We start from the raw sequence: 24,785 nt of genomic DNA on the forward strand, positions 1-24,785 counted from the left end.
AACAGCCATGATTCAGACTGCCGATTTAACCAAATCTAATTCTAGCAACTATCCCGCGACAGTTCAGAAATATCTCTGGAACTGGAAAGAAACACAGATTGAAGTTATTTACGAAACCAGGGGAGAAGGAAAACCCGTATTGTTACTGCCGGCTTTCAGTACGGTTTCAACGCGGGAAGAAATGCGTCCTTTAGCAGAGTTGTTAGCTCCAAATTTTCAAGTTTTGAGTGTAGATTGGCCTGGTTTCGGCGAATCTTCGCGCCCGCGCACCGACTACGAACCGCAATTATACCATCAGTTTTTGAAGGATTTTGTAGAGTCAGTTTTTAACAGTCCTGTGGCTGTAGTTGCGGCCGGTCACGCTGCGGGTTATGCGATGCAATTAGCGCAATCAAAGCCGAATGTTTGGTCAAAGATTGTGTTAGCTGCACCGACTTGGCGCGGGCCTTTGCCGACAATGAGCAAACAGCAAAGGGGTTGGCACGGAATGGTGAGAGAATTAGTACGATCGCCCTTAATCGGTCAATTCCTGTACAAACTGAACACTGCGCCGTCATTCCTGAGTTTGATGTACCGCCGCCACGTCTACGCCGATGCCGCCAAAGTCACAGCGGATTTCATTCAAAATAAGCGGAAAGTCACTCAACAAGCAGGCGCGAGATTTGGTTCGGCGGCTTTTGTCACCGGAGGTTTAGATCCGGCAAAAACGCGGGAAGAATTTGTCGCCAACTTCCAAGGATTAACAGTACCGGTGATGGTTGTAGTTGCGGAAAAAGCGCCGCCCAAATCAAAGGCGGAAATGGAAGTATTAGCTCAATTACCGGGAGTGGAATCGCGAGTTATTCCGGGAACTTTGGGCCTGCACGAAGAGTTTGCAGAAGATTTGGCAAATGCGGTTAAGTCTTTTATTTAAGAGGTAATGAACCGCAGAGGACGCTGAGGGCGCAGAGGAGAGAAGCAAAGAGGGGATGAATGCAGGCTATTTTTTTTACGTTAGTTTTAATTTTTTGCTATTGGTTTTGTCTGCCAGTTTATGCTGTCGGACAGTTGCAGCCGATGGACTCACAAAAAAGTATCATTGAAGGTGCGATCGACTTTCACATCCATTCGTCTCCTGATGTGATTCCCCGCAGGTTGGATGATTTTGAGGTAGCTAAATTTGCCACCAGCGCGCACATGAAAGCAGTTGTCTTAAAAAATCACTATGGCAGCACCGCAGCACGGGCAGTTCTAGTCAATAAAATTGTACCGCAAATCGAAGTTTTCGGGGGAATTGTTCTCAATCATTCCGTAGGCGGGATTAATCCCCAAGCTGTAGAAGCAATGCACCGCATCGGCGGCAAATACGGTAAAGTAGTGTGGCTGCCAACCGTTGATTCCAATCATCATTTAAAGGTTTTTCACAAATCGGGAATCGGGATTAAAGTAGCAGAAAACGGCAAACTTTTACCAGAAACAGCAGCGGTACTCAAGATAGTAGCTAGAGATAATTTAGTATTGGAAACCGGACACATTTCCTCAGCAGAAGTTATGGCAGTTGTCCGGCAAGCCAGACTTCTCAACATTAAAAACATCCTGATTACCCACGCAATGGCAGATGTACCCGGTTTGTCCCTAGAAAATATGCAAACAGCAGCCCAGATGGGAGCGTTTCTAGAATTAGCATTTGTCAACGATTTGATGGGAGAAAATGCCGCCGATGACGGACATAAAAACTGGCATCACGTTTCCATTAATCAGATGGTAACAGCCATTAAACTCATCGGAGCCGAGCATTTTGTTCTGAGCACAGATTTGGGAAGAAAACCCGATCCTTTACCTGCAGAAGGTTACAAATTATTTGTAGAAAAGTTGATGGATGAAGGCATTTCTCAACCTGAAATTGATTTAATGATGAAAAAAAATCCCGCTCGCTTGTTAGGGATTTAGAATTGTTAGCTGTTAGCTGTTGACTGTTAGCTGTTGACTGTTAGCTGTTAGCTGTTGACTGTTGACTAATGACTAAGGACTAAGGACTAAGGACTAAGGACTAAGGACTAATGACTACCGCCAACTGCCAACTACCAACTACCAACTACCAACTACCAACTGCCAACTGCCAACTGCCAACTGACTAATGACTTTTTCTATTCTTGATTATTTTTACCGCGCACGTATCCGTTATCTGCAATCCGCCAAGCACCGCCAGCATTACCCGTTAAATCGCAATCATCTACTGTAGCAATGCCATCTCTGTAAACTACAATCGCCTCACCTTCATTGCTATTAATCCGACAGCGGCGCACGATCAATTTTCCTCCCAATCCGACACCGATTCCCAGACTGCCGTTATTATAAATATTGCAATCTTCCACCGTTGCTTTCCCATTATCCGAGATAAAAATCCCGTTCCATATTGCATCGTGAATTTGACAGCGGCGGATTACCGAACTCGCCTCGGAGCCACAAATTACCACCACAGAATAGTTGGCAGAAGTGATATCGCTGTCTTCTAAAATTAACTCGCCTCTACGAATATCTACAGCATAATATTTCCCCGTGGCTATCAGCGTCAAACCTCGGACTAAAGCGCTATCGGTTTGCATTTGAATGCAGTTTGAGTCGGTGCTTTCCACAGTGACGCTACCCGCTTCTGTGCTGCCGATAATTTCCACAGATTTGTCGATGATTAAACTTTCTCGATACAAACCGGGCTGTACATAAATGTGCGTACCCGAAGCCGCATTTTTTACGGCTTCGCTAATAGTAGTATAATCGCCTTGACCTTCTTGGCAAACGATAAGGCCTTGACTTTTATCAACTATTGGTTGTGAGGTGGATTTTTCAATTTTGTCTGCTAATTCAGCCTTGGGAATTTCTCGATCGCCCTTTTCGACAATTGGCGATTGTAACTCCAAGCTTTCTTGATTGACTGTTCCTAACTGAGGTTCTAACTCAGATTCTTGACGTTGCAATTGAGCTTGATTCTCGTTGGCTGTCTCGATTTGACTTTGAAGTTCTGAGAGTTGAGCATCAAGTTGCGATCGTTCTCTGTTAGCAGTGTCTAACTGAGATTCCAATCGTGAGCGAATTTGAGTCACACTTTCTAACTGACTTTCTAACTCGGATATTTGAGATTGTAGTTGATTTTGATTTTGGTTTGCTGTGTCAATTTGAGTTTGAAATTCCAACTGTTGAGCTGCCATCTGAGATGCCAATTCTGAGCGAATTTGACTTACGCTTTCTAACTGACTTTCCAACTCAGATATTTGAGACTGTAGTTGATTTTGGTTTTGGTTGGTCGTGTCAATTTGAGTTTGAAATTCCAACTGTTGAGCCGCCAGCTGTGATTCCAATGCTGAGCGAATTTGACTTACGCTTTCTAACTGAGTTTCTAACTTGGATATCTGAGATTGCTGTTGATTTTCGTTTTGGTTAGCTTGCTCGACTTGAGTTTGGAATTCCGACTGTTGAGCTGCCAGATTTGATTCCAATTCTGAGCGAATTTGAGTTACACTTTCTAACTGACTTTTTAACTCGGATATTTGAAATTGCAGTTGATTTTGATTTTTGTTGGCTGTGTCAATTTTAGTTCGGAATTCCGACTGTTGAGCCGCCAGCTGTGATTCCAATTCTGAGCGAATTTGAGTCACGCTTTCTAACTGAGTTTCTAACTTAGATATCTGAGATTGTTGGTGATTTTGATTGTGGTTGGCTTGCTCGACTTGAGTTTGGAACTCCGAGAGTTGAGCCGCAAGTTGTGATTCTAATTCTGAGCGAATTTGATGCGCGCTTTCTAACTGGGTTTCTAACTCGGATATTTGAGATTGTAGTTGATTTTGATTTTGGTTTGCTTGCTCGATTTGACTTTGGAATTCCGAGAGTTGAGCCGCAAGCTGCGATTGCTCAGTGTTAGCAGTTTCTAATTGAGCTTGCAGTTCCGATAATTGAGATATAAGTTGGGAGTTATCTCCCTCGCTGGGATTTACTTGAGCCTGCAATTCTGACAACTGCAAAAGCAGTTGTTCTCGCTCTCCAATAACTGTCTGTGATTGATTTTGCAGCTCAGACAATTGAGAGTTTAACTGCATTTTATCTCGATTGGCAGCTTCTAACTGTGTTTCCAACTCTAATAATTCAGATAGAGTTTGTTCTGCTTGTTGGCGGGCGGTTTCCAATTGAGAATTGAGTATTTCCTGTTCTTGTTCTGCACTTTCCAATTGAGCTTGCAAATTCGACAGTTGAGAATGCAGTTGCTCCCGCTCTTGAATTGAGCGCTCGAACTTAATTTGAATTTCCGACAACTGGTACTGTAGCTGCAATTTGCCTTGACTGGCTGTTTCCAACTGACTGTCAAATTCCGACAGCCGATCGCGAAATAGAGCGATCTCTGCATCCAGCGCCTCTCGCTCTGTTTGCATTTCCAGGATTTGAGCTACAAGTTGCGATCGCTCCAGAGTCGCAACTTCTAGCCGATTTTGAAGTTCCGCCAATTCCGGTAACTGCGACTGAGCTTGCCCTGCGCTTTCTAACTGAAACTGCAAATCAGCAATCAAAGCATCAACTTGCGATCGCTCTTCAGCAATTTGGGCCATAAACCCTTCCAATTCCGACACCTGATTATTTAATAAATCCTGCTCGCCAGTCACACTTGCCAAGCGATTTTGCAACTGAGACAATTCAGAATTAAGCTGATTTTCCATCTCAGTCTTTTGGCGCAATTCCGAAGTTCTGGCATCCAACTGCGACGCTAACTTCGATATAGCCTCCTGCGAGCCGTGCATCCGCACCAAATTTCGTGAATTTCGCTTATTCAAAATTAGCCAGCAGACTAATGCACCGCCTCCAAATCCTATTAATAAAAGTAATGCTTCCATTTGGTTTATCTAATCTATATAAATTGAATTGCCCTGATGCTTGCCCAAAAAATGGACATCCACAAATCCTGTTCTTGCTCAAAGCTATCACAACTTGCGCGCATTTTTTTTTACTTGGCTCGGCAATTTATATTTATTTACATAAATTCAACAGGTAAGATGTCTGTTGCATTGGTGTCCAGTCAACCCTAAAAACCTTTGTATTTCTCGTTGATACGCGCGTCTCGCTCCCCCTTCCATACCCCCATACTCCCCCGGATAGTCTGGGAGTAGGGGTTGACTTTGATATTTTCCGCTCCCCTTTTCGATGCGGGGTCACCGGGGGAGCGAAGGCATAATCCTCCAACAGTAGATTGGCAATAAATTTGAATGCAACGGCGTACAATGCACGCCCTACAAGATGTTTTGTCAAAGTTCAATTAGCGAAGTAAATCCACAATATGAGGAATAATCGCGATATGTTGAGTCAACAAATAATCCAACCTATCCGCCAGCAAACTAAAAATTAAATCGTTATAACTCATCCCGTATTCCGCCAAGCCCAAAGTAACCAAACTTGTCACATTTTCGTCTGGATGTTTTAGATCCGGTTTCGGATTTGCTTCCAAAACATAAAGTGAACCCTCAGCATCACTCCTGACATCAATCCGCACCAAACTGTTCAAACTAAACTCCCAATATATTTTGCAAGCTAACTCAATTAACCTTTGTTTTAGTTCTGGTTCTTCCTCCCCCATCAACCGCCCGCGATCGGCCGTAATCGCCTTTTGATCCATAGAAGTAAAGATGCGTTCCTCCGGTTCAAAAACTCGTTCTACCGTGGAAAAGGCAAAGGGTTTTGGATTTTTGGTAAAACAGCCTTTAGCATGAGTTACATAACCACAAACCGCTACACAAAATTCTCTTCCTGGCAAATACTTTTCAATTAAAGCCGTATTATGAGTTTCTCGGTGAACTTCTGAAACCGCCTGAGATAAACCCTCAATTTTGTCAATCAAATGAACCTGCAGCGAAGCGCGGCCGGATACTGGTTTGACAATAAAAGGCCCTCGATAATCACCGAAGACTATGGCAAAACGCTCGTGGAAATTAGGCTGAAAAATTCCTTGGGAAGGATGCCAAGTCATAAACGGAGCGGTTTTTATTCCGACTGATTGCAGTTCCCGTTTAAAAGCGTGTTTGTTGTCTAAAGTAGAACTGTTTAAAGGATTGTGACCGACATAGGGCATTCCCAACATTTCTAACAAGGCGGGAGTGTGACAAACAGGATTGTAGCCCTGCACTCCGCCCGTATTTAGCCAGACTAAATGGATTTTTTGTTCTTTTAGTTGTGCGGGTAAGTTCATGTCATCAGGGATGACACAGACGTGCTGAAAGCCGATTTCGGTTAATGCTCGGGCAATCTCGCGGGCGACGATTTCGTAGCTTTTCCAAGAACGGGGATTGTGCGTTTTGTAAATTACGGCTCCCTGGCGATCGCAGTTGCCACCAAACACCACAGCAATCCGCAGTTTGGCAAACAGCTTTTCTAAGTATTGAGGGAGCAAACTCAATTCGTAATGCCAGGAATTTATACCGGTTGATGTTGCTACCATTTAATTTTTTTCCTTTTTTGTTTTATTTGCGATCGGCATATTTGCTCGATTTGGCTAAATATATTCCAGCCAAAACTACAGAGAAAGCGAACCAATTAAACAAGCTCAAATTTTCGGAAAATAGCATCCAGGCAATAATCGCCGTAATTACTGGTTCTAGCAGCAGAAAAAGGGCGACAAATCCCGATGACAAAGTGCCGAGACTGTGGATGAGAAGTCCTTGGCCAAAAGCTTGACAAATCACGGCTAAGGCAATTACAGTCAGCCATCCCTCCCAAGAATAAGGGAAAATTCGATCGCCCTCCAGCAAAACCAAGGGCAAAATCAAGAGGCTACCAATCAAACAGCGCCACATCAATATAGTTGTCGCCGGGAACTTGGTTCGCAAATCTTCCGCAATCAGCAGATTTGCTGCATAAAACATTGCGGATAACAAAGCAGCAATGTCCCCGGTAAAATTGTCTCCGGCGATTTGCAAGTCGGTAGTGCCGATCGCAATTGCGCCTGATAAAGCCACTACCAATCCCAGCAAAAACCTGCCGTCAAAATGCCGTCCCAACAGCAGCCATCCCCCCAAAGTAGTAAATAAAGGAGTTAAGTTGCGAAGTACGGTAGAATTAGCGACATTAGTTTGAGTTAGCGACCAGGCCCAGAAACCGAGAGAAGCAGAAGAAACCACGCCGACGGCTGTTAATAACATCACATCCTTCAGAGTGTAGTTCGATCGCCCTTCAACTACATTCCCAGACATTCGGCGGCGCGCTTCCCCCGCCCCGTTCCAAATTCCAAATACCGCAGTTGCTATCCACAAGCGGTTAAAAACCGTAGCATTCGGACTGATTTCCCGTTCGCTCAACCGAATAAAAATGGCCGCCAGGGACACCGCCAGCAGCGCCGCAGACAGCGAGACGATCGCCCAAATTTTACCTTGACTTTCGTCAGCTAATTCACCGTTATTTAAATTGTCCGGGTTTCCAGAAACAATAGTTGTTTCTTCTGCTATTGACGCAGGTATTAACTGATTATTTGCCAAAATATTGTGCTGAATGTCAATATTTTCTTCGGCTAATTCCAACTTTTTTGACATTATTGAAAAGTCCCACCAAGGCTGAAAGTATAAATTAGAAGACTGCCAAAACCCGGTCAGGAATTACACACTCCTTACTTAAGAAACCGGGTTTTTTGTTGGCATCAAGGGCTACAACCAAATTTTTGGCAAAAAACCCAGTTTCTGGCGACCAGTGCAGGACTATATGTTTGATAATTAACAGGAGCTTAGGTTGAAGGTTTAACAGAAAGTTTTGTCAAAGCTTCCTTGAGCGCCGGCGGCAATTGGCGGATAATCTTGCCCTTGTCCCGATCGACACCAACCAAAGTTACCTGCGCCGTCACGTATAACTCCTGCGTATCGGGCGATCGAATTTCGTAATCCCAAAGCAGCCGCACACCCTCACTCGCCGCCACCCGCGTTCTGACAGCCACCAATTGACCCATTTGCACAGAGCGGTGGTAGCGCAGCGAAAGCTCCACCACCGGCAATTCCAAACCCTGCGCCACCCACTCCGCATACTCAATACCGAGAGAGCGCAAACTTTCCACCCGCGCTTCCTCCATCCAAGCCAGATAAGTCCCGTGCCAAACCATACCCGAATAGTCAGTATGGTGAGGGTAGACTCGCACCAAATATTCAAACCAGCCCTCAGAGTCCATACCGGGTCGATTTTGAATAGCACCAGTCGGTGCGAGTTCTGGTTGAGTTCGATCGTTCTCTAACACGTTACAAATTGTTCCAAAACGCTACATTTCTACAAATCATAAAGCAAACTTCAGGCCTATGCTTGACATTGACCCACTAGAGTACCAACACCCTAGTGAGAGAGTCGCACAAGAAAACTCAACTGTTTTTACTGCAAAAAACAACCATGATAGAAAAAATTTTAGTAGCCGTCGCCGGTCGTGGCTTGTGCGAAGAGATGTTTAATATGTTGATGGACATCCCTTCCTTGCAACAAAGCTCTGTCACCGTCTTGCACGTCGTGCCGCCCCAAGTGACATCCGACGGCATGGCCCAAAAGTTGGAAGAAGGAGGCAAGATTTTAGCACAAGCAGTCCAGTCCTTAAAAATCGATCCCAACAAAGTCAATCCCCGGCTGAAACAGGGAGACCCAAAAACCACAGTTTGCCAAGTCGCAGAAGAAGAAAAATCCGACTTAGTGATTATGGGTTCTCGGGGATTGGGACGGCTGCAATCGATTTTGGAAAACTCAGTCAGCCAGTACGTTTTCCAGCTAACATCCAGACCGATGCTGTTGGTCAAAGACGACATCTACGTCAAAAAAATCCGGCGCGTCATGGTGGCCCTAGACCCATCTGAATCCGCCAAACAATCCTTAGAACTAGCCCTATCTTTTGTCAAAGAAGTCAACGGCGGACAGATAATTTTAGTGCACGTCACCAAAGATTTGACTGGAAAATCCACCGAAGATGTAACAGCAAATGCTGAAAAAGATCCAGTATTAGCTTCCGCAGTAGCCCTCGCGAAACAACTGGGAGTTAGCTACCGCTGCGTGAGTGCCACAGGTAAGCCCGGGGAAGAAATTTGTCGGATTGCAGACGAAGTGAATGCCGATTTATTAGTAATCGGTTCCCCGGATCGGCGGCCCAACGTTGCCAAAAACTTTTTGGATCTCGATCGACTCCTAGGAAATTCCCTCTCCGACTACGTGAGAGTCTACGCCAACTGTCCCGTCTTGCTAGCCCGCACAGTCGTGGGCTAAACTCTCATCGCCAGCGGTGGGGTGCGGCGAGTGCGAGTAATTCTCGATCGTCCGCGAGCAATCTCAAAACCTCAGCACCATTTATTCCCGGCGTGCGTCAGTTTTGAGATTGTCAAGAAAGTAGCTAAAATCTTCCTAGGAATGGCAAGCAAATCGCTTAAGCGATTTGCTTGTTTTGCTTGTCACCGACAAAAGTCTGGTAACGAGCAATTATTAAATTGCATTCCTAAGTAATATCGTTTCCGGCTGCATCGTCAGGTGATAACTTAGAGGGAAATTCATAAATGATTTTTATAAGTCACCACCTATATCGGTGCAATTTTCAGTTGTTCGATTCACAGTCAACAGTCAACAGTCAACAGTCAACAGTTAACAGTTAACAGTTAACAGTCAACAGTTAACAGTTAACAGTCAACATCATAAGAAGTGCAACCGGAATTGATATAATTAAATTTTCGTTTCCAAACAGTTCACAAAAAAAGCGCCCCAGAAAAAAACTGTTGGCGCTTTTTTTTTACAACTAGCTTTTGCCAGACAAAAATAGCAGCAATTGCTATTCTTTTCCACCTTGACGGCTAGCCGTTTGAATGTACAGAATGATGAGAAAAACGCTGGGAACCAATACAAACAGAATGGTTGCCACAAAACCTAAATCATTAACTTCCATGAAGACCCCCGCCTCTATCAAAAAATAGGAAAACACACACTACTAGGATACCACTCAAAGGCCAAAGGAAAACTCGAAGACAGAAGGAGCCTCGGAGAACCCGAGAACCCGAGAACCCGAGAACCCCAGAAGTCTACAGCTTCTTCCCTCTTCCCTCTTCCCTCTTCCCTCTTCCTCCTTCCCTCGGACTGATGACGTTGTACGGAAAGCTCGGAGGCGACAGCACTAATGACTGATGACTGATGACTGATGACTGATGACTGATGACTGATGACTGATGACTGATGACTAATGACTGATGACTAATGACTAATGACTAATGACTAATGACTAATGACTAATGACTTCTTCCCTAGAACTTGGCAAACCCTAGCTACGGCTTAGTCTTCACGCTCACCGGGCCGTTGACCGTAGTTTGACAAGCCAACCGATAGTTTTCGGGCTTTTTCTTGAGCTTGCGGTTCTCAAAATCAGTACGGGGCGAGAGGTTTTCACTTCCCTCGACAATTTCCACAATGCAGGTGCCGCATTGACCGTAGCCCCCGCAATTCATCATCTTTCCCGAAAACCTGTACAAGTCGATGCGGTTTTCTAGAGCTTTGAGCCTCAAATTGGCTCCATCTGCTGCGATGACTTCCTGATTTTCCTTCACAAACTTGATATTGGCCATTACCGATTCCTTAACGCAGTTGACATGGAGCTCTCTAACCAAATATTAACTAATGTGTCGAACGTTTCATACCCGATGTCTCATCCTTTGCGATGAAAGGTCGATCGCCCCAACCCAACCCAAGCCAACCCAACCCAATCTCATAGCATTTGAGATTTGAGATTTGAAAATTGGGAATGACCGATCGGATATGGGTTTGGAGTTAACCTACAGTGGCATTTTTTGGGGCAAACTCCTATCAAGGAGCATCCGAGAGGTTATTACTGGGAAGATTGCTCACAGCCCGCTGGAGAGACGAAAGCCCCAGGTTGTAGGTGACAATTGCCGACAATCGGTTTCTCTCAGCCCTAGTCAAATCAGTTTCCGCCTGAATCACATCCGTCTGAGTACCCACGCCAGCTTGAAACCGCAGTCTCGCCAGACGCAGAGCTTCCCTCGACTGCAAAACCCCCGCCTCAGAAGTTTCGATGTTCTCAAAACTCGACTCCAAGCCAAAATAGGCTTGTTCCACTTCCCGGCGCACTTGGTTGCGGAGTTGGTCAAATCGACTTTCGGCGATCGCAATATCAGCATCCCGCTGTTGGATCCTCGACCTCACCGCACCCCCATCAAAGATATTCCAAGTCAAATTCGCTTGCAGCGCATAGCCACTCGCCCAGCCGCGAGTTGAAAACGGGTCTGGATTGTCAGAAGTTACCCCCTGGAAGTTGTAGGAACCGCTGACACTGACTTGAGGCAGTCCCCCCGCCCGAATCGATCGCCTTTGCTGCTTGCTGATATCCCTCTGTACCAACTGCTGTTCCAACTCAGGGCGATTCTTAATAGCCTGCACGATACTCTCTTCCAAAGACAGTCGCCAAGAGCCAGCTTGCTCCACCGGGTCAGCCGCCGTCAAGTTTGCCGACTGGCTGATATTCAAAAGCTCAGCCAGCCGGCGCTGGGCCACTCGCTGGTCGCGGCGGGCCACCGAGAGTTGCTGCTGTTCGTTAGCCAAATTTGCCTGAGCTTGCAATACCGCAAACCTGGTTCCTACCCCGGCCCGTTCCAAAGCTTCAGCATCCCGCAAACTTTGCTGGGCATTTCTCACAGAAGCTTGGCGGATAGCAACTTGTCCGTCGGAGTTTTGCAAATTGTAGTAAGCCTCAGCAGTGTCGAAGCGGAGTTGCTCGGCTTGGCGCTCCAAATCCAGTTCCCGAAAGCGCAACTGTTCCCTAGCCGCGCGGATGTTAGCATTGCGGCGGCCGAAAATGTCGAGGTCGTAGCTCAACTGCAAACTGTTGTTGAGACTGGTGCTGCCGAAATTGTCGAACTCGGGAGAATTCGCCGGCAGTTGTTGGTTGGCCGGCAAAGTCTCATTGCGGCGTAGCCGGGACTGCACCCCAATCTGTCCGCTGGCGCTGACTTGGCGGCTCGCGTTCATTTGAAAAGTCAAGTCTGGAAATAAAGCAGCTTGTTGTTCGCGCACGGCCGCTCGACTTTGTTCGAGTTGTTTCTCGGCGATTTGCAAAGTTTGACTGTTGCGGCGGGCGATGTCTATAGCCTGCTGCAAGGTAATTGACTCTGTTTGCTCGATCCTGACATCCTCGGGCTTTGTCGGAAACAGCAGCGGATTCGGGTTGGGTTCTAGGGAAGCCGGAGGGTTGGTTTCTAAAATGCCCTTCGGGGTGACTGGGGGGAAACTTTCGATGGGAGTGCCGCGGGGAGTTGGTGCTGGCAAATTGGGCGCCGGAACACTGTTGGGGCCGCTCGGAATTGGCTGCTGAGAGACTGTATTTGCGGGCGTTCCAGACTGCGCCTTCTGTGCAGACTGAGTTGCAGGGGAAGCCGGAGCAGCCTGTTGGGGCTTTGATGCTTGCTCGGGCTTGGTTGGCTCAGTTGCTGCGATATTTGCTTCCCCTTGCGGAGCCGCCTCGGAGGTTGGGGGGTTAAGGGCGATCGACTCTTCGGGCTCTGATGCTGGTTCTGACGCTGTGTTTGAGGTCGATCGAATATTCGGGCCTAATTCGAGCTGATTCAAGCTGGCAGAGCTGTCGAGAGATTGAGCCGGGGGCTGGGCCGAAGCAGTTTGTGCGGCGTTGCTGAAAGTAATTGCAGCGCCCACTCCGACCACGACGATTTGACGAAAAACACGCATAATTTTTTAATTACTGCAATTCTAGAGACAATTTTAGAGCAAGATTGAGTTCTCAATTTTCGAGTCTGTAGCCGGGACTAAACATTTACAAGTCACAATTACCTACTCATCTTAAACTTTTGAATGCTTGATTCAAAATTTAGAATTGAACTTCAGCAGTTGCCAGACCGATCGCCCCTGAGATTAGTTCCTCTACTCCGCTCACCGGCAAAATCCGGGTTTTCAGCGAGCTAGCTAGCTGTTCTACGGTCATGTCATCGAGAAAACGAGGTTCACCCTGTTTTAGCATAACCGAAGGCAGCAAGATGCCATCTCCCAAGTCTCGCCCCTGCAAAGCTTCCAGCAAATCTTGCCCGGTGAGCAAACCCGTGACGGTGATAGTTTGTCCCCAGTAGCGGCTGGAGAGTGCGGCCATGTTGACCGACAAGCCGGGAATTTGGTTTAGTTGTTGTACGATCGGCCCAAAAGCCTTTTCAACAGCATTCCCCACCACCCAAACCAACTGGCGCGGCGGAATAACCGGCAGCGGTTGCAGCTTAGCAAAAGCCGCTTCAAACTGCCCAATAAACTGGCGGATAGAACCCACACCATTACCAATTTGGGGATAATCCTCATAATCAGCCGCCGACGGCAAATCTAAACCCGCGATTAAAAACCATTCATCAGCCAGCCAAATACAGCCAGATTTTGAATTCTTTTTCTTGGCTTTTCCGCCTGCTTTTCCCTGACTCAAAACCCCTTGAATTTGATGCACTTGCGCGATAACTTCCCGCGCTTTTTCCGCAGTTACAGCAATTAATTCATCTGCCGCAGGGCGAAACCGAGTTAAACCCACCGGCACCACCGCCACCGATGCCACAGCGGGAATATTTCCGGTATGAAACTTTGCCAAATCCAACAAAGTGCGTTCCAAATGTTCGCCATCATTAATTCCCGGACAAACCACAACTTGAGCGTGAATTTGCAAGCGGCGTTCTTGAAACCATTTAATTTGCTCTAAAATCTTCCCAGCCCTGAAATTTTTCAGCAACCTAATCCGCACGTCCGGTTCCGTAGCGTGCACCGAAACATAGAGAGGAGAAAGCCGCATTTGTTCGATTCGGTTCCACTCTTTTTCAGTCAGATTGGTAAGAGTCAAATAGCTGCCGTAAAGAAAGCTGAGGCGGTAGTCATCATCTTTGAAATACAGAGTTTCCCGCTTTCCCGGAGGTTGCTGGTCGATAAAGCAAAAAGGGCAGCGATTGTTACACTGAATTAGTCCGTCGAAGAGGGCAGTTTCAAATTCCACACCCAAGTCTTCGTCATACTCTTTTTCTATTTCTAACTTGTGAGTTTTGCCTTTGGCATCTAAAACTTCTAGTTCCAGAAATTCGTCGGCGCACAGAAATTGATAGTCGATCAAATCGCGGGGTTTTTGGCCGTTGACAGCGACGATGGAATCTCCGGCATCAAATCCCATTTCTGCTGCGATGCTGTCGGGAATAACTTTGGTAATTCTGGCGGGTTTGGTTGAGGATTCGCTCATAAGTTCGCGCTTGCATTTTCAAGTTTGATAAATTGCTATTCAAAAATTAATTTTCTATTTTAATCAAGTCTCAACTCATATCATAATTTATACCATTTGTCAAGCAGGATGCCTAGTAAAAAATATGTGTTTGTGAAGTGCGATCGACCCACAATCCACAAGCTTTCAAATGATTTATTGTATTTATTAAGTCACATTAAATCTGTATCATTAATTGAATTATGACAATTTTATGGCAGTTAGCGTAAAGGTAAAAATCGCACTTGTCCTTCCCATTCTCCTTCCAGACTGCACTCAGAAATCAGCAAAATTTCCTCAATCGCCAAACCCACTGCAACACGGCGGCTGACTTCAAATAACCCTGGCATCGCCAAACCAGCTTCGATTCTATCGTAGGCAAAGTTTGTCATGGTTGCTACATCATGAGTTAGTACAACCCGCCCTTGCAGCGCAGCCCATTCTAAGACTGTTGGATCGTCTGCTTCTCTGAGTCCTATATCTTGAACGCGGACAATCTCAACATCGGGATTCCGCCGCAAAACACCCCGAACAATTTGATTGTTAAAGTTTTCATCAGCCAATAATCGCAGCATATAAAACTACCCTTTTTGGTTGCGTCTTGCTAATAAGCGATCGCGTATTCCAACTGGGTTAAAACGCTTTTCTGCTTCCTGCTGAACTTCTGCGGCAAGACGTTGACGTTCCATCAGATAAGCATCAACTTCGGATTGGTGTCGCAAGTAGTAGCCGATCGCAAAATAAATATCCGAAAGTTCAAGAGACGGGTACTGTTCCCGGATTTCTTCTGCTGTGGCTCCTTCTAGAAAAGCTGTAAGGACTGTATCTAAGGTGACTCTGGTTGTGCTAATGCGGATGACACCGTTTGCATCAGCCACAAGCGGAATTGGTTCAGCCGTAGGAACGAGTAGCATTTTGAGATTGAGGGCGGTGTGAATTTTCTATCTTCAGCATAGCCGATCGACACTCCCGGCTCTAATATATTTTTTCTGCACATCCTCCTGCAATCTGCACCTGAAAAGTTATTCCCGATCGCATTGGCTGCCATCCGAGTTGCACCGCTTGCCGTATCCATTGTGCTACATCAGAGGGTGTTACTGGCATAAATGTACAGTTAGTTGTTGGATTCCAACCTTGAGAATGAGCTCTATCGGTGATAATAACTAACACCGATCCCGATCTATCAGCGTGTTCGACAGCAACATGAAGATTTCCCGATTCTGCTTGCAGATTAGCAGCTTGTCTTCGGATTAGCCAGACGAAAGGTTCCCCATCTACAATAATTTTTCTTGTTCCTTTTTTCGGTATTGACATAGTTTGCTTCCAGCCAGTTTACTCATGGGATTATAACGAAAAGACTAAAGCATCTGATTCTTCAGAAGTTGTGCTAAACCCTCCTAAAGTTGAGAAAGGGGTAATGTTTGTCCAGTCATGGCTTGCTGCCAAGATTGGCGAAAGCTGAGGCGTAAAAAATCTGTATCTTCCTCTGTTGTCGTAGCTTGAGTTTCCAGAGAATGGGTGCGTTGAATAATAGTGGATAGTGTTTTAAGTAGTTCAAGTTGTTCTGTCAATGACATTGACTGAGCAAGATCGATCGCTTTTTGAAGTTGTGAAGTCATAGTAAATCCTCCTGGTTTTATTTTACATTAGTTACCCACGATCGCATACCACAAACTCACCATCAGGCACAAACTCGCTAAATGCTGAGGAATCAAAGATTTAATCGATCGCTTGGCAATTTTCTGAGTCACAAATATCGTCACCAACAATGAGAGAATTAAAGTAAAACCTTGCAAAAAGCTAATCACCGCTGGATCTCCTACAAAACTCGGTAAATCATCTCTAATTTGTCCGAAAGTGGCAAAAGTTACCGGAATCACTCGCCCGCCTTCCTGCAAACCCAATCGCCAATAGTGAGCCAAACTACCGCCCCAAACTAGAGGTAGATATCCGTAGGCGAGAGAGACAAATGAGAGAGGTTTATAGGTTGTAAATGGGATACTTTTTGCTTGTCCCAATCGGTAAATTGCCTGCATGACGGCGTAAGCTACTAAGGGAATCAGCGGCGGAATAATTAACACCGCGAGCGACATTCCTAAGTGAGGTAAAAATTGCTCTAAATTGATGCCCAGCCCCAATAAACTATCGATTTCCGGTAAGCGATGGAGATAGATACCGCCTAATAATAGAAATAACAAGGCAACTTCATAACTGTGAGGAACATGGGTTGTCCATAATTCGATTCCCGGAGGGCGCACATTTAATTCTACCGATCGATGGGGACAAGCTTTTAAGCAAGTCATGCACAAGACGCAATCTTTATTATCAGTTAATTGGGCGGGATGGGAATAAATTGGACATCCATTAGTGGTTAATCCTTCCCCCAAGCCTGGGCCGCCTTTATAGCATTGGTAGGTGCTGCATTCCGCGGCGCAGGTTCCTTGTTGGGCGCGCAGTTCAATGATTGAAAGTTTAGCAAATAATCCATTCATCCCTCCGATCGGGCATAAATACCGACACCAAAGCCGCCTTTCAAAAATTAGCGAGAAAATTACCGCCCCCGCCGTAATTAGCAACAACAAACAACTGGATAAATAGGCGGTATTTTCTAAATTCCACAACTCTTCCCAGAGAAAGATTAGGGTAAATAGTCCGAATAGAAACCAACCACCCCATTTTTCAGCTAGTTGGCGGGGCCATTTATTGAGAGTTCGCGGGAAAATTTTCAGCGATAGTTTTTGGACGATTTCCCCATAAATCATAAAGGGGCAAAAGGCACACCACAATCGCCCGACAAGGGGGAATAATAATAACATCAACGGCCACCACCAGGCCCAGAAAATGTTCAGAGCAAAATTATGCTCTCTATCTTGGGGGGCAACAAATAGGATGATTACTACTAATGCAAATACCCAACTGGTAAACCAATAATTCACGCGATCTGGATACCAATCACTCCGTAAAAATTGCCTAAATTTAGGATAGATATTTAATAAATTCAGGCGAAATTTTTGTTTTTTCGCCGCCTGAGCCCAAAATACTTCTTCGGTTAGTACCTGACTTCCCTGGGCTTGAACTAAAGCGCGATCGACCATTCCCTGCAATTCCTGCAAATTACCGGGGAAATCGTAGGCTTGCAAGCGGCGAATTGCTTCTGGTGTGACTTGGGGCTTGACTAATTTCTTTTTGCGACCAATGATATTGAGATAATAGTTGACTTGTGCTTCTAAATCTGTTTTTCGTACCCGCAAGGATGGGACTTTAATCTTGTGTTGTGTCAGCTTATCTAGCTTGGGCTGCACAATTTCTGAGATTAAAATGATGCGGGCATTAGTAGAACGCGGTGGCGGTGGTATTTGTCCTTCTTTGACTACTAATGTATAGGTTCCTTCGGTTAATAGTTGCTGAATTTGGGGGCATAATTGAGCTGGTAATTCTTGCACGTCATTGAAAATTAACGTCCCTTCGCCCAACCATTCCAACAATCCTGGCTTGCCGCCCAAACGCCCGAATAATTCTGCTCCATTAGCCTGCAGCAAGGCACTTTTGATCTGAATAACTGGTTCGTTGCGGCGGTGGGAACCGAAATGAATTAAAGCTGCTAAGTTATCTTTTTCTAAACCAGGTTCGCCAGAGATTAATACCGATCGATTGTCACTTGATGCTGTGCGAATTTGTTGGCGCAATTTCACTGCATAACGGCTATTTCCAATTACTCCGCGTTTCGCCCTTGGTACTAGATAGCTGCGGAGGGCGTTTTGACGCTCTCTTTCGTAGGCGATTTCTGATTCTAGCTGCTCTAATTTCGCGGCCAAGCGTTGAGCGTAGGCTTCGGTGATGCGTGGATATCTTTCTAGCAAACTGCGCCAGCGCGAGGCACTAATTACCCAAAATTGACATTCTGTACGGGCAATAATTCGACTATCTGCCGGTTGCGATCGTTGGAGGGCTGATAAATTGACGATCGCCCCCGGTAACAAACTACTCCCCCACATTAAACCGGGTTGTTTGCGCCGGTAGCGATCGGCTTGTCCACTTTCTAGGATGTAGAGATTGGTGACGGGCGTATCTTCGATTACCACTCGAAATCCCGTGGGAAAAGTTGCCATTTCCATTTCCAGCGCGATCGCCTGTAAAATCTCGCGGGATAATATGCCTAATTCGGTGTTTGATTCGAGCCAGTTAACTAATTTTTCGGTAGACATCGCTTAGCCTCGGCGAAAATAGAATTGTGCTGCTTGGTGTAGGATAAATTATTTAATTTTAATTGATTTTTGCCACCAGTAGCAGCATCTCAGTTTGGCATTTAAGTAAGTCGGTGGGGAAAAACACAACTGTGTTAAGAAAGATAAATGAGGCTCAAACCCCAATCCCTCCTGCATTCTGTCTCCTGACTCCTGCCTCATCCCAACTACAAATATTTACGCCTTTCTACTTATAGTGCGAGGGCCCCCCCTCGCCTATTGTACCACTCGCGAGGGGGGACGCTCTCACTACAAAAAAAATCTTTTTGCCAAACTGAGATGCTCCCTTTACTTGTTAACTATCACTTTGCTTTTTCCCCCACAATCACAGCGATGGGAACCGCATAATGAATTGCATCCCCTCGCAAATGTGCGCCAATTCCCAGACTGTCAACACCAATATCATCTCTAACAATTTGTCGCAGCTTATCGCCATCCCCTGGGTTTGGAAAAGAAGCCGCTAACTGCTGTTCTAGTTCTAATTCTACTTTGTAAAATGCCAAGTTCACATTGTGAAGGTTGGCATCAGCAACTAATTTTGGCAACTCTTCCAGAGTCAAAGCGCGAGTGTGAGATGGATCGCGCAGTTTTTCAATATAGTTGTAAGCATCAACTTTTTCCGGCGGCATTACTACGTCAGCAATTAGAACGCGATCGCCCGGGCGACACACCCGAACCATCTCCGACAGTACAACATCGGGGCGCAAAAAATGATGGAAAGCGTAACGACTCAGCACAATGGAAAAACTATCATCGGGAAACGGTAGCGTCTCGATATCGCCTTGCAACCACGAGAGATTAGTCAAGTTTTTTTGCTCGGTCAAAATCTGGGCTTGTTCTAGCATTGCTGGTGTTAAATCGATGCCAGTAACGTGATGGGAAACTGCCGCAAAAGCACAAGCAACAATACCGGGGCCGCAAGCAACATCTAGAACTGTATCCTTGTCAGATACGTTGGCCATTTTCATCAATAAATCCAGAGATTCTTGATTTGTATGGCCGTACAAGTTGGCGAATGGCACAGCCTGACGGGTGAATTGGTCGATGATGGATTTTTGATGTGCGCTCATAGTTTAATTTTGTCCTTGTTTGCTGCTATTTTGTAGGGCAGGAGCGGCTAAATTCGCTCCTGCTAAGCTTATTTCACCTATTAACTATTTCTCAATGCTCCACCTGCAATCGCGGTCAAGATAGCCACGCCAAAGGCCAGCCGATACCACACAAACACCCACGTATTCTGGGTTTGTAGGAACTTCATCAACCACGCGATAGACAAATAGGAAAACACAAAGGCCGAAATCGTTCCCACTATCAAAGCCACAAGTCCAGCACTGTCGATTCCTGAACTCAACGCACCCTTCAATTCTACTAATCCAGCCAGAGTAATTGCCGGAATTCCTAATAAAAAAGAAAACCGCGCGGCGGCGGCTCTTTCCAGTCCCAGAAACAATCCTGCTGTTAGGGTGGAACCCGATCGCGAACACCCCGGAATCAATGCCATTGCTTGACCTAATCCCATCAAAATACCATCTTGGACGGTTAGATTTTCATAAGTGCGATCGCGCTTGCCAATTTTTTCGGCTATTGCTAACAGCAGCGACATGAAAATCGAAGCAATGGCGATGCTAGCCAAACTCCTCAGCGGCGATTTGTCAAAATCTGGAACAAATATCTTGATTAGCAGCCCAAAAAAGACTATAGGTATTGTTCCCAAAGCAATCCCCAATGCCATTTTAAACTCTTGCGATTTGTAGTCGCGCTGCACCACAGCGTTGACTGCACCCAGAGTTATATTTGTCAAGTCTTTCCAGAAATACCAAAGCACGGCGACAATGCTGCCTAACTGAATCACAGCAGTATAAACAACCCCCGGATCGCCCCATCCTAGGGCGATCGGCACTACCTTCAAATGAGCGCTGCTACTAATTGGTAAAAACTCCGTTAATCCCTGTACAATTCCTAAAACAATCGTCTGCACCAAATTGAGTGGAGCGGGCCCGCCAACATCAGCAGCGGGCGTTTGGGCGAGGAATGCGTCAAGCAAAGCTATCATTAGTTGTCTGTTTCTAGTTATCAGTTGAATTGGACATTTTGCACTATTTTCAGAAGCTAGAAGTCAAGCCCACAAAAAATAATTTTTCTTGTGGTGCGGAAACTTCCAGCCCTCCGCTGAAAAGCCCAAATAGCGATATTTTGTCAGTTGAATCGCCTTGTCCGTAGGGTAGCATCTCTGTTTTGAATTGGTTGTTTTGTCGCCCCCTAGGGAGAATATACGATACTCGATCGGGGGGAGGGTACTATAACAACATACTTTTTGCATTAATTGAGATCCTGGCGGTCGATCGCAACAACAAGCAAATTATCATAGTCTATTCCAAACTACTTTAACCTACTCAGGAACATTTGCATACATTTGCTGATAAACTTAAAAAAGTTTTTGTTTTTGATGAAGCCAGCTTACAGCAACTGCCAACAACCTATGATATTTTCTGCATCCAAAAAATTAACTGTTAATGCTGATTCTGGCATCCGCTTGCTGCGGCGAATCTTGTCAGCCAGTATTTTAACAGTGGCGATCGCCTTTAACTTGATACTGTTCGCGGGCACACCGCCAGCCTTCGCAAGTCTCACGGACGATCGCTTCGACGGCACTATCTATGCCCTCTACGCCGGCAACGGTTCCCTAGTTCCTCCTAAAGTCAAGCTTACAGATTCTTTCAAACGCAACAAACCGGCATTGTTAGTGTTTTACACAGACGACAGCAGCGACAGCAAGCAATACGCGATCGTCGTATCTCAACTCCAGGAATTTTACGGCCGCGAGGCAGATATCATGCCGATAAGCGTTGACTCGTTGCCTCCGCAACCGTCACCGGAACTCACCGAACCAGGTCATTATTACGAAGGTTTTGTACCTCAAACCGTCATTTTAGACCAATCTGGAAAAGTAGTTTTTAACGAGAAAGGACAAATACCGTTTGAACAAGTAGACGATGCCTTTCGGAAAGTATTTGACTTGCTGCCCCGAGAAAAATCCCTCCCGCTGAAACGCCGTATAGTGAACGAACTCAACGTCGAATTGTCGAAGTAATATCTAAGGGCCGACTGCTAATTGTTGCTGCAATTTTAAATGATTCCAGAAAGATATTTTTCGGTGTCATACAGGTGTAAAGTGCGCTGCATCGCAGCCAGAAAAACCTGGTTAATTCATTCTCCTTAAAGCTATAGCCAGCCAGGGTTTTACTGAACCAAAATCTTAGAGTGAAAGTCGTCGGGAGCATCTGATATTTTGCATTTAATGATGGTGCTGTCCCCGCTCGCGAGCGGGATGCTCGCACTATAATTAAAAAATGCTTTTTACAAAAATGAGATGCTCCCAAGTCGTAGGCGGCCGACTATAAATCCATATTTTAGTCGGCGACTGACGACTTTCGCTTGCAGACAGGGAATTTATTCCCTGGCGGGTTTAGTAAGAATTAATTAGCCATGCCTAGAGAAAGTTTGGTCGAGAGCATCCGGTGTTTTGTATTGATCTATAATAGTGCGATCGTCCTCGCTCGCGGATGGTAATCGCTGATTGTAATGCAGGAGATCCTCCCGTCTTGCCAGTCTCAAATGCTTGGTTTAAAGTTTATTTTTTTGTTTGAAATTTTGCCGTAAAATTACGCTGTTATTATAATATAAAAGTGGGCTGGCGGTGATTGTAACTCTCGGCTGGAGTTTGGTAACTGTGGTGACAATATTATGTTAATCAAAAATTAGGAGATGCTAAAAACCCAGTATAAGTGAATTTAACAAAAGAAGCGTAAGCTAACAATCCAATGTGATGAAACTCTGGGCAATTCTAGTGGCTGTATCCTAAAGAATAAGTTGTGGAGATGGTGTTATGGCAAAGATTTTGACGATCGCGGAGGCTGCGACTTTTGAAGTCGTGCAAGAGTTACTGGAGAGGGAGGGACATCAAGTGAGAGTCGCCCTCGACGGTAAGGATGCTTTAAATTTGGCGAGGGAATTCTCCCCGGATGCGATCTTTTGCGACGGGAATTCGCCTCAAATCAACTGGTTGGAGATGTGCCGCCTAGTGAAAGCCGATCGAGAATTGGCGGCTACTTATTTTGTGCTGCTGACAACACCAGAGCAATTTGCAGAAGTTCCAGAATTGGAGGGGCTGATTGACGATTTTCTGTTTAAACCGATAGTTAAGCAGGAATTGTTGGGGCGGGTACGCGCGGGGAAGCGAGCGCGGGATTTGAGGCTGGAGTTGGATTGCACTCAGCAAAAATTGCAACTGTCGGGCGATCGAATGCTGCAAACTGAAAAAATGTCTAGTTTGGGGGAATTGGTATCTGGTATCGCCCACGATATTAACAACCCCATTACTTTTATTTACAGCAATCTCACTCACGTCCAAACTTACGCTACAGATTTAATAGAACTGCTGCGATTGTATCAAAAATACCTAGTCAATCCCGACTCGGAGATTCTGGAAAAACAGCAAGATATGGATGTGGAATTTGTACTCGACGATTTATTAAAAATTGTGAGTTCCATGCGAACCGGGAGCGATCGCATCCGGCAAATTATCTTATCGGTACAGGATTTTTCCCGCAGCGATCGCTCTGGCTGGCAGTTATTCGATATTTCCGACGGTTTAGAAAACACTCTGTTATTGTTGCAGCACCGCTTACCGGCCCGCGAGGGGAGGCGGGATATCAAGGTGATGAAGCAATACGGAAATCTGCCGCAAATTGAGTGTTACGCAGGTCAGCTCAATCAAGCTTTTCTGAATATTATCAATTACGCGATCGATACTTTAGAAGAATCGAGTCAAGAGCTGGGCGAGTCGGAATCGGTCAACTTTAAGCCGATGATTGTGATTGGCACTAAGGTGATAGATGCTCAGCGGATTGCCATTGAAATTGCTGATAACGGCCTGGCAACTAGCCCAAATATCGCAGCGCAAATTTCCGATTCATTTTTGATAACAAAACCTATAGAAGACAGCCGGACATTGGGAATTGCTGCCAGCTATCGGATAATTGTAGAGCAGCACAAAGGAGAGTTAAAGTATGTTTTTGAACCTGGAAAAGGTACTAAATTTACCATAGAGATTCCGCTCAGGCACAGTTAATTAAATGTTCGCAGTGCGGACGGTCGCCCGCACTGCGAACCCGTCGCGGTTGCAGTTGATCGAGCGGACAGGATATCGGGGCGAATAATTATCATGAACCAGCCTGTTTCAAGGGTTATTCATTTTTATTTTTAGTTGGGAAAATCAGAAAATGTTTGGAAAATCGCCCCTACAAATGCCGTACAATATTTGTTAATTAACTAGGAAAATTAGCCGATCGTTGATTTCGCTGCTAATTTTGTACTCGCACTGCTGTTGCAGCGGACACTCGCAGCAGCGGGGGTTTTTGGCAGTACAAACTGCCGCCCCAAAGTCCAGCAGTCCTAAATTCCAATACCCGACTTGCTGTTTGGGAGCGACTTGTTCTGCAGCTTGCCAAAGTTCGGGCGATCGCGATTTTACTTTACCGCCCTCAATCCCAAAAAAACGCTGCAAAATCCGAGCAACATTCGTATCGATCACAGCTTTTGGCTGTCCGAAAGCATTAGCGCAAACCGATCGCGCAATGTACTTTCCAACTCCCGGAAGTTTCAGCAACTCAGCTTCGGTGCGGGGAACATTTCCCCGATATATTTCCAGGATAACCCGCGCCGATTCCTGAAGCTTTTGCGCCCGAAAAAACAGACCCAAAGGCTGCAACAAACTAGCAACTTCCGCAGCAGGCGCGGCAGCCAGATCGGAGATAGTCGGATACCGACCGACAAATTCCTGATAAATTGGAGCCACAGTAGCAGCAGTAGTTTTTTGCAGCAGCAACTCAGCCACTAAAATCGCGTAGGGATCGCAGGTACGCCGCCAAGGAAAATCCCGGAAATTCTGCCCGGCCCAAACTTTTAGCCGGCGGCGGAACCACTTGATTTTCGGTGCGTTCAAATGCTTCGATCCAAGTTCGACATCAGAATCCAAAACAGCGGCATTTAATGCAGGCATTTGATTGGTATTTTTGATAACTTGCCAGGATTATACTTATATAATAGCAGATTTAAATAAACTTTAAAACTCTCTTTCTATTCTCCCGCTCTGCGTCCTCTGCGTTCTCTGCGGTTAATAAAAAAAAGCCCGGTCGAGCATCCGCCCGACCCATAAACCGCTCAAATACTTTAATCTCAAATCAACCAACAATGTAAAATTTTGTATAAAAAATGACCGAAGTCCCAAAGAATAGACG

21 protein-coding genes are annotated in these 24,785 nt (G+C 45.7%); 5 read left to right on the forward strand and 16 right to left on the reverse strand.

Going from position 1 to position 24,785, the window contains the following annotated elements; all coding sequences use genetic code 11:
* The first annotated feature begins 7 nt into the window (after positions 1 to 7).
* Both IQ263_RS03765 and IQ263_RS03770 read left to right on the forward strand, forming a co-directional pair.
* On the forward strand, positions 8 to 913 hold the full coding sequence (locus IQ263_RS03765; protein ID WP_194066241.1) for an alpha/beta fold hydrolase: 906 nt from the start codon (positions 8 to 10) through the stop codon (positions 911 to 913).
* Positions 914 to 972: 59 nt separating this feature from the next.
* Entirely contained in the window at positions 973 to 1,929 is a 957-nt protein-coding gene (locus tag IQ263_RS03770) for a DUF6282 family protein (RefSeq protein ID WP_194066242.1), read from the forward strand.
* Positions 1,930 to 2,126: 197 nt separating this feature from the next.
* Here the strand turns inward: IQ263_RS03770 and IQ263_RS03775 are convergent, their stop codons facing one another.
* From IQ263_RS03775 to IQ263_RS03790, 4 genes are all read right to left on the reverse strand, one after another.
* The gene (locus IQ263_RS03775; RefSeq protein WP_194066243.1) at positions 2,127 to 4,856 is read right to left on the reverse strand and encodes a right-handed parallel beta-helix repeat-containing protein; all 2,730 of its coding nucleotides are present in this window, start codon (positions 4,854 to 4,856) and stop codon (positions 2,127 to 2,129) included.
* Between the two features lie 419 nt (positions 4,857 to 5,275).
* Positions 5,276 to 6,451 (reverse strand): D-alanine--D-alanine ligase family protein, encoded by a 1,176-nt coding sequence (locus IQ263_RS03780; RefSeq protein WP_194066244.1) that lies wholly within the window; start codon positions 6,449 to 6,451, stop codon positions 5,276 to 5,278.
* A 22-nt stretch (positions 6,452 to 6,473) separates the two neighbouring features.
* On the reverse strand, positions 6,474 to 7,538 hold the full coding sequence (locus IQ263_RS03785) for a DMT family transporter (protein WP_194066245.1): 1,065 nt from the start codon (positions 7,536 to 7,538) through the stop codon (positions 6,474 to 6,476).
* A 188-nt stretch (positions 7,539 to 7,726) separates the two neighbouring features.
* Positions 7,727 to 8,227, reverse strand: a complete 501-nt coding sequence (locus IQ263_RS03790) for an acyl-CoA thioesterase (RefSeq protein WP_194012814.1) — start codon at positions 8,225 to 8,227, stop codon at positions 7,727 to 7,729.
* A gap of 146 nt (positions 8,228 to 8,373) precedes the next feature.
* On the opposite strand from IQ263_RS03790, the gene IQ263_RS03795 reads away from it, so the two are divergent.
* The gene (locus IQ263_RS03795) at positions 8,374 to 9,228 is read left to right on the forward strand and encodes a universal stress protein (protein ID WP_194066246.1); all 855 of its coding nucleotides are present in this window, start codon (positions 8,374 to 8,376) and stop codon (positions 9,226 to 9,228) included.
* Positions 9,229 to 9,781: 553 nt separating this feature from the next.
* On the opposite strand, the gene psbM is transcribed toward IQ263_RS03795, so the two are convergent.
* The 11 genes from psbM to IQ263_RS03850 all read right to left on the reverse strand — a co-directional run bounded on the left by psbM (position 9,782) and on the right by IQ263_RS03850 (position 20,539).
* A complete protein-coding gene (psbM, locus tag IQ263_RS03800; RefSeq protein ID WP_193970859.1) occupies positions 9,782 to 9,895 on the reverse strand; it encodes a photosystem II reaction center protein PsbM in 114 nt (37 codons plus the stop codon).
* A 373-nt stretch (positions 9,896 to 10,268) separates the two neighbouring features.
* Entirely contained in the window at positions 10,269 to 10,565 is a 297-nt protein-coding gene (locus IQ263_RS03805; RefSeq protein WP_194066247.1) for a 2Fe-2S iron-sulfur cluster-binding protein, read from the reverse strand.
* 238 nt (positions 10,566 to 10,803) lie between these two features.
* The gene (locus IQ263_RS03810; protein ID WP_194066248.1) at positions 10,804 to 12,699 is read right to left on the reverse strand and encodes a TolC family protein; all 1,896 of its coding nucleotides are present in this window, start codon (positions 12,697 to 12,699) and stop codon (positions 10,804 to 10,806) included.
* Between the two features lie 139 nt (positions 12,700 to 12,838).
* Positions 12,839 to 14,224, reverse strand: coding sequence for a TIGR03279 family radical SAM protein (locus IQ263_RS03815; protein ID WP_194066249.1), 1,386 nt, complete (start codon positions 14,222 to 14,224; stop codon positions 12,839 to 12,841).
* A gap of 239 nt (positions 14,225 to 14,463) precedes the next feature.
* A complete protein-coding gene (locus IQ263_RS03820; RefSeq protein ID WP_194066250.1) occupies positions 14,464 to 14,817 on the reverse strand; it encodes a DUF5615 family PIN-like protein in 354 nt (117 codons plus the stop codon).
* A 6-nt stretch (positions 14,818 to 14,823) separates the two neighbouring features.
* Positions 14,824 to 15,156, reverse strand: a complete 333-nt coding sequence (locus IQ263_RS03825; protein WP_194066251.1) for a DUF433 domain-containing protein — start codon at positions 15,154 to 15,156, stop codon at positions 14,824 to 14,826.
* 61 nt (positions 15,157 to 15,217) lie between these two features.
* Positions 15,218 to 15,556, reverse strand: a complete 339-nt coding sequence (locus IQ263_RS03830; protein WP_194066252.1) for a hypothetical protein — start codon at positions 15,554 to 15,556, stop codon at positions 15,218 to 15,220.
* Positions 15,557 to 15,639: 83 nt separating this feature from the next.
* On the reverse strand, positions 15,640 to 15,861 hold the full coding sequence (locus tag IQ263_RS03835; protein WP_194066253.1) for a hypothetical protein: 222 nt from the start codon (positions 15,859 to 15,861) through the stop codon (positions 15,640 to 15,642).
* Between the two features lie 27 nt (positions 15,862 to 15,888).
* Positions 15,889 to 18,447 (reverse strand): AAA-type ATPase lid domain-containing protein, encoded by a 2,559-nt coding sequence (locus tag IQ263_RS03840; protein ID WP_194066254.1) that lies wholly within the window; start codon positions 18,445 to 18,447, stop codon positions 15,889 to 15,891.
* A gap of 341 nt (positions 18,448 to 18,788) precedes the next feature.
* Positions 18,789 to 19,556, reverse strand: coding sequence for a class I SAM-dependent methyltransferase (locus IQ263_RS03845; protein WP_194066255.1), 768 nt, complete (start codon positions 19,554 to 19,556; stop codon positions 18,789 to 18,791).
* An 80-nt stretch (positions 19,557 to 19,636) separates the two neighbouring features.
* On the reverse strand, positions 19,637 to 20,539 hold the full coding sequence (locus IQ263_RS03850; RefSeq protein ID WP_194066256.1) for an undecaprenyl-diphosphate phosphatase: 903 nt from the start codon (positions 20,537 to 20,539) through the stop codon (positions 19,637 to 19,639).
* 426 nt (positions 20,540 to 20,965) lie between these two features.
* Here IQ263_RS03850 and IQ263_RS03855 point away from each other — a divergent pair, with 426 nt between their 5' ends.
* The gene (locus tag IQ263_RS03855) at positions 20,966 to 21,577 is read left to right on the forward strand and encodes a thylakoid membrane photosystem I accumulation factor (protein WP_194066257.1); all 612 of its coding nucleotides are present in this window, start codon (positions 20,966 to 20,968) and stop codon (positions 21,575 to 21,577) included.
* Positions 21,578 to 22,372: 795 nt separating this feature from the next.
* Complete coding sequence (locus IQ263_RS03860; protein WP_194066258.1) at positions 22,373 to 23,617, forward strand: sensor histidine kinase; 1,245 nt, start codon at positions 22,373 to 22,375, stop codon at positions 23,615 to 23,617.
* 192 nt (positions 23,618 to 23,809) lie between these two features.
* Here IQ263_RS03860 and IQ263_RS03865 read toward each other — a convergent pair whose 3' ends face one another.
* Positions 23,810 to 24,547, reverse strand: coding sequence for an A/G-specific adenine glycosylase (locus IQ263_RS03865; RefSeq protein WP_194066259.1), 738 nt, complete (start codon positions 24,545 to 24,547; stop codon positions 23,810 to 23,812).
* Positions 24,548 to 24,785 lie beyond the last annotated feature (238 nt).

It is taken from the genome of Tychonema sp. LEGE 06208, from assembly GCF_015207505.1.
Lineage (GTDB): Bacteria > Cyanobacteriota > Cyanobacteriia > Cyanobacteriales > Microcoleaceae > Microcoleus.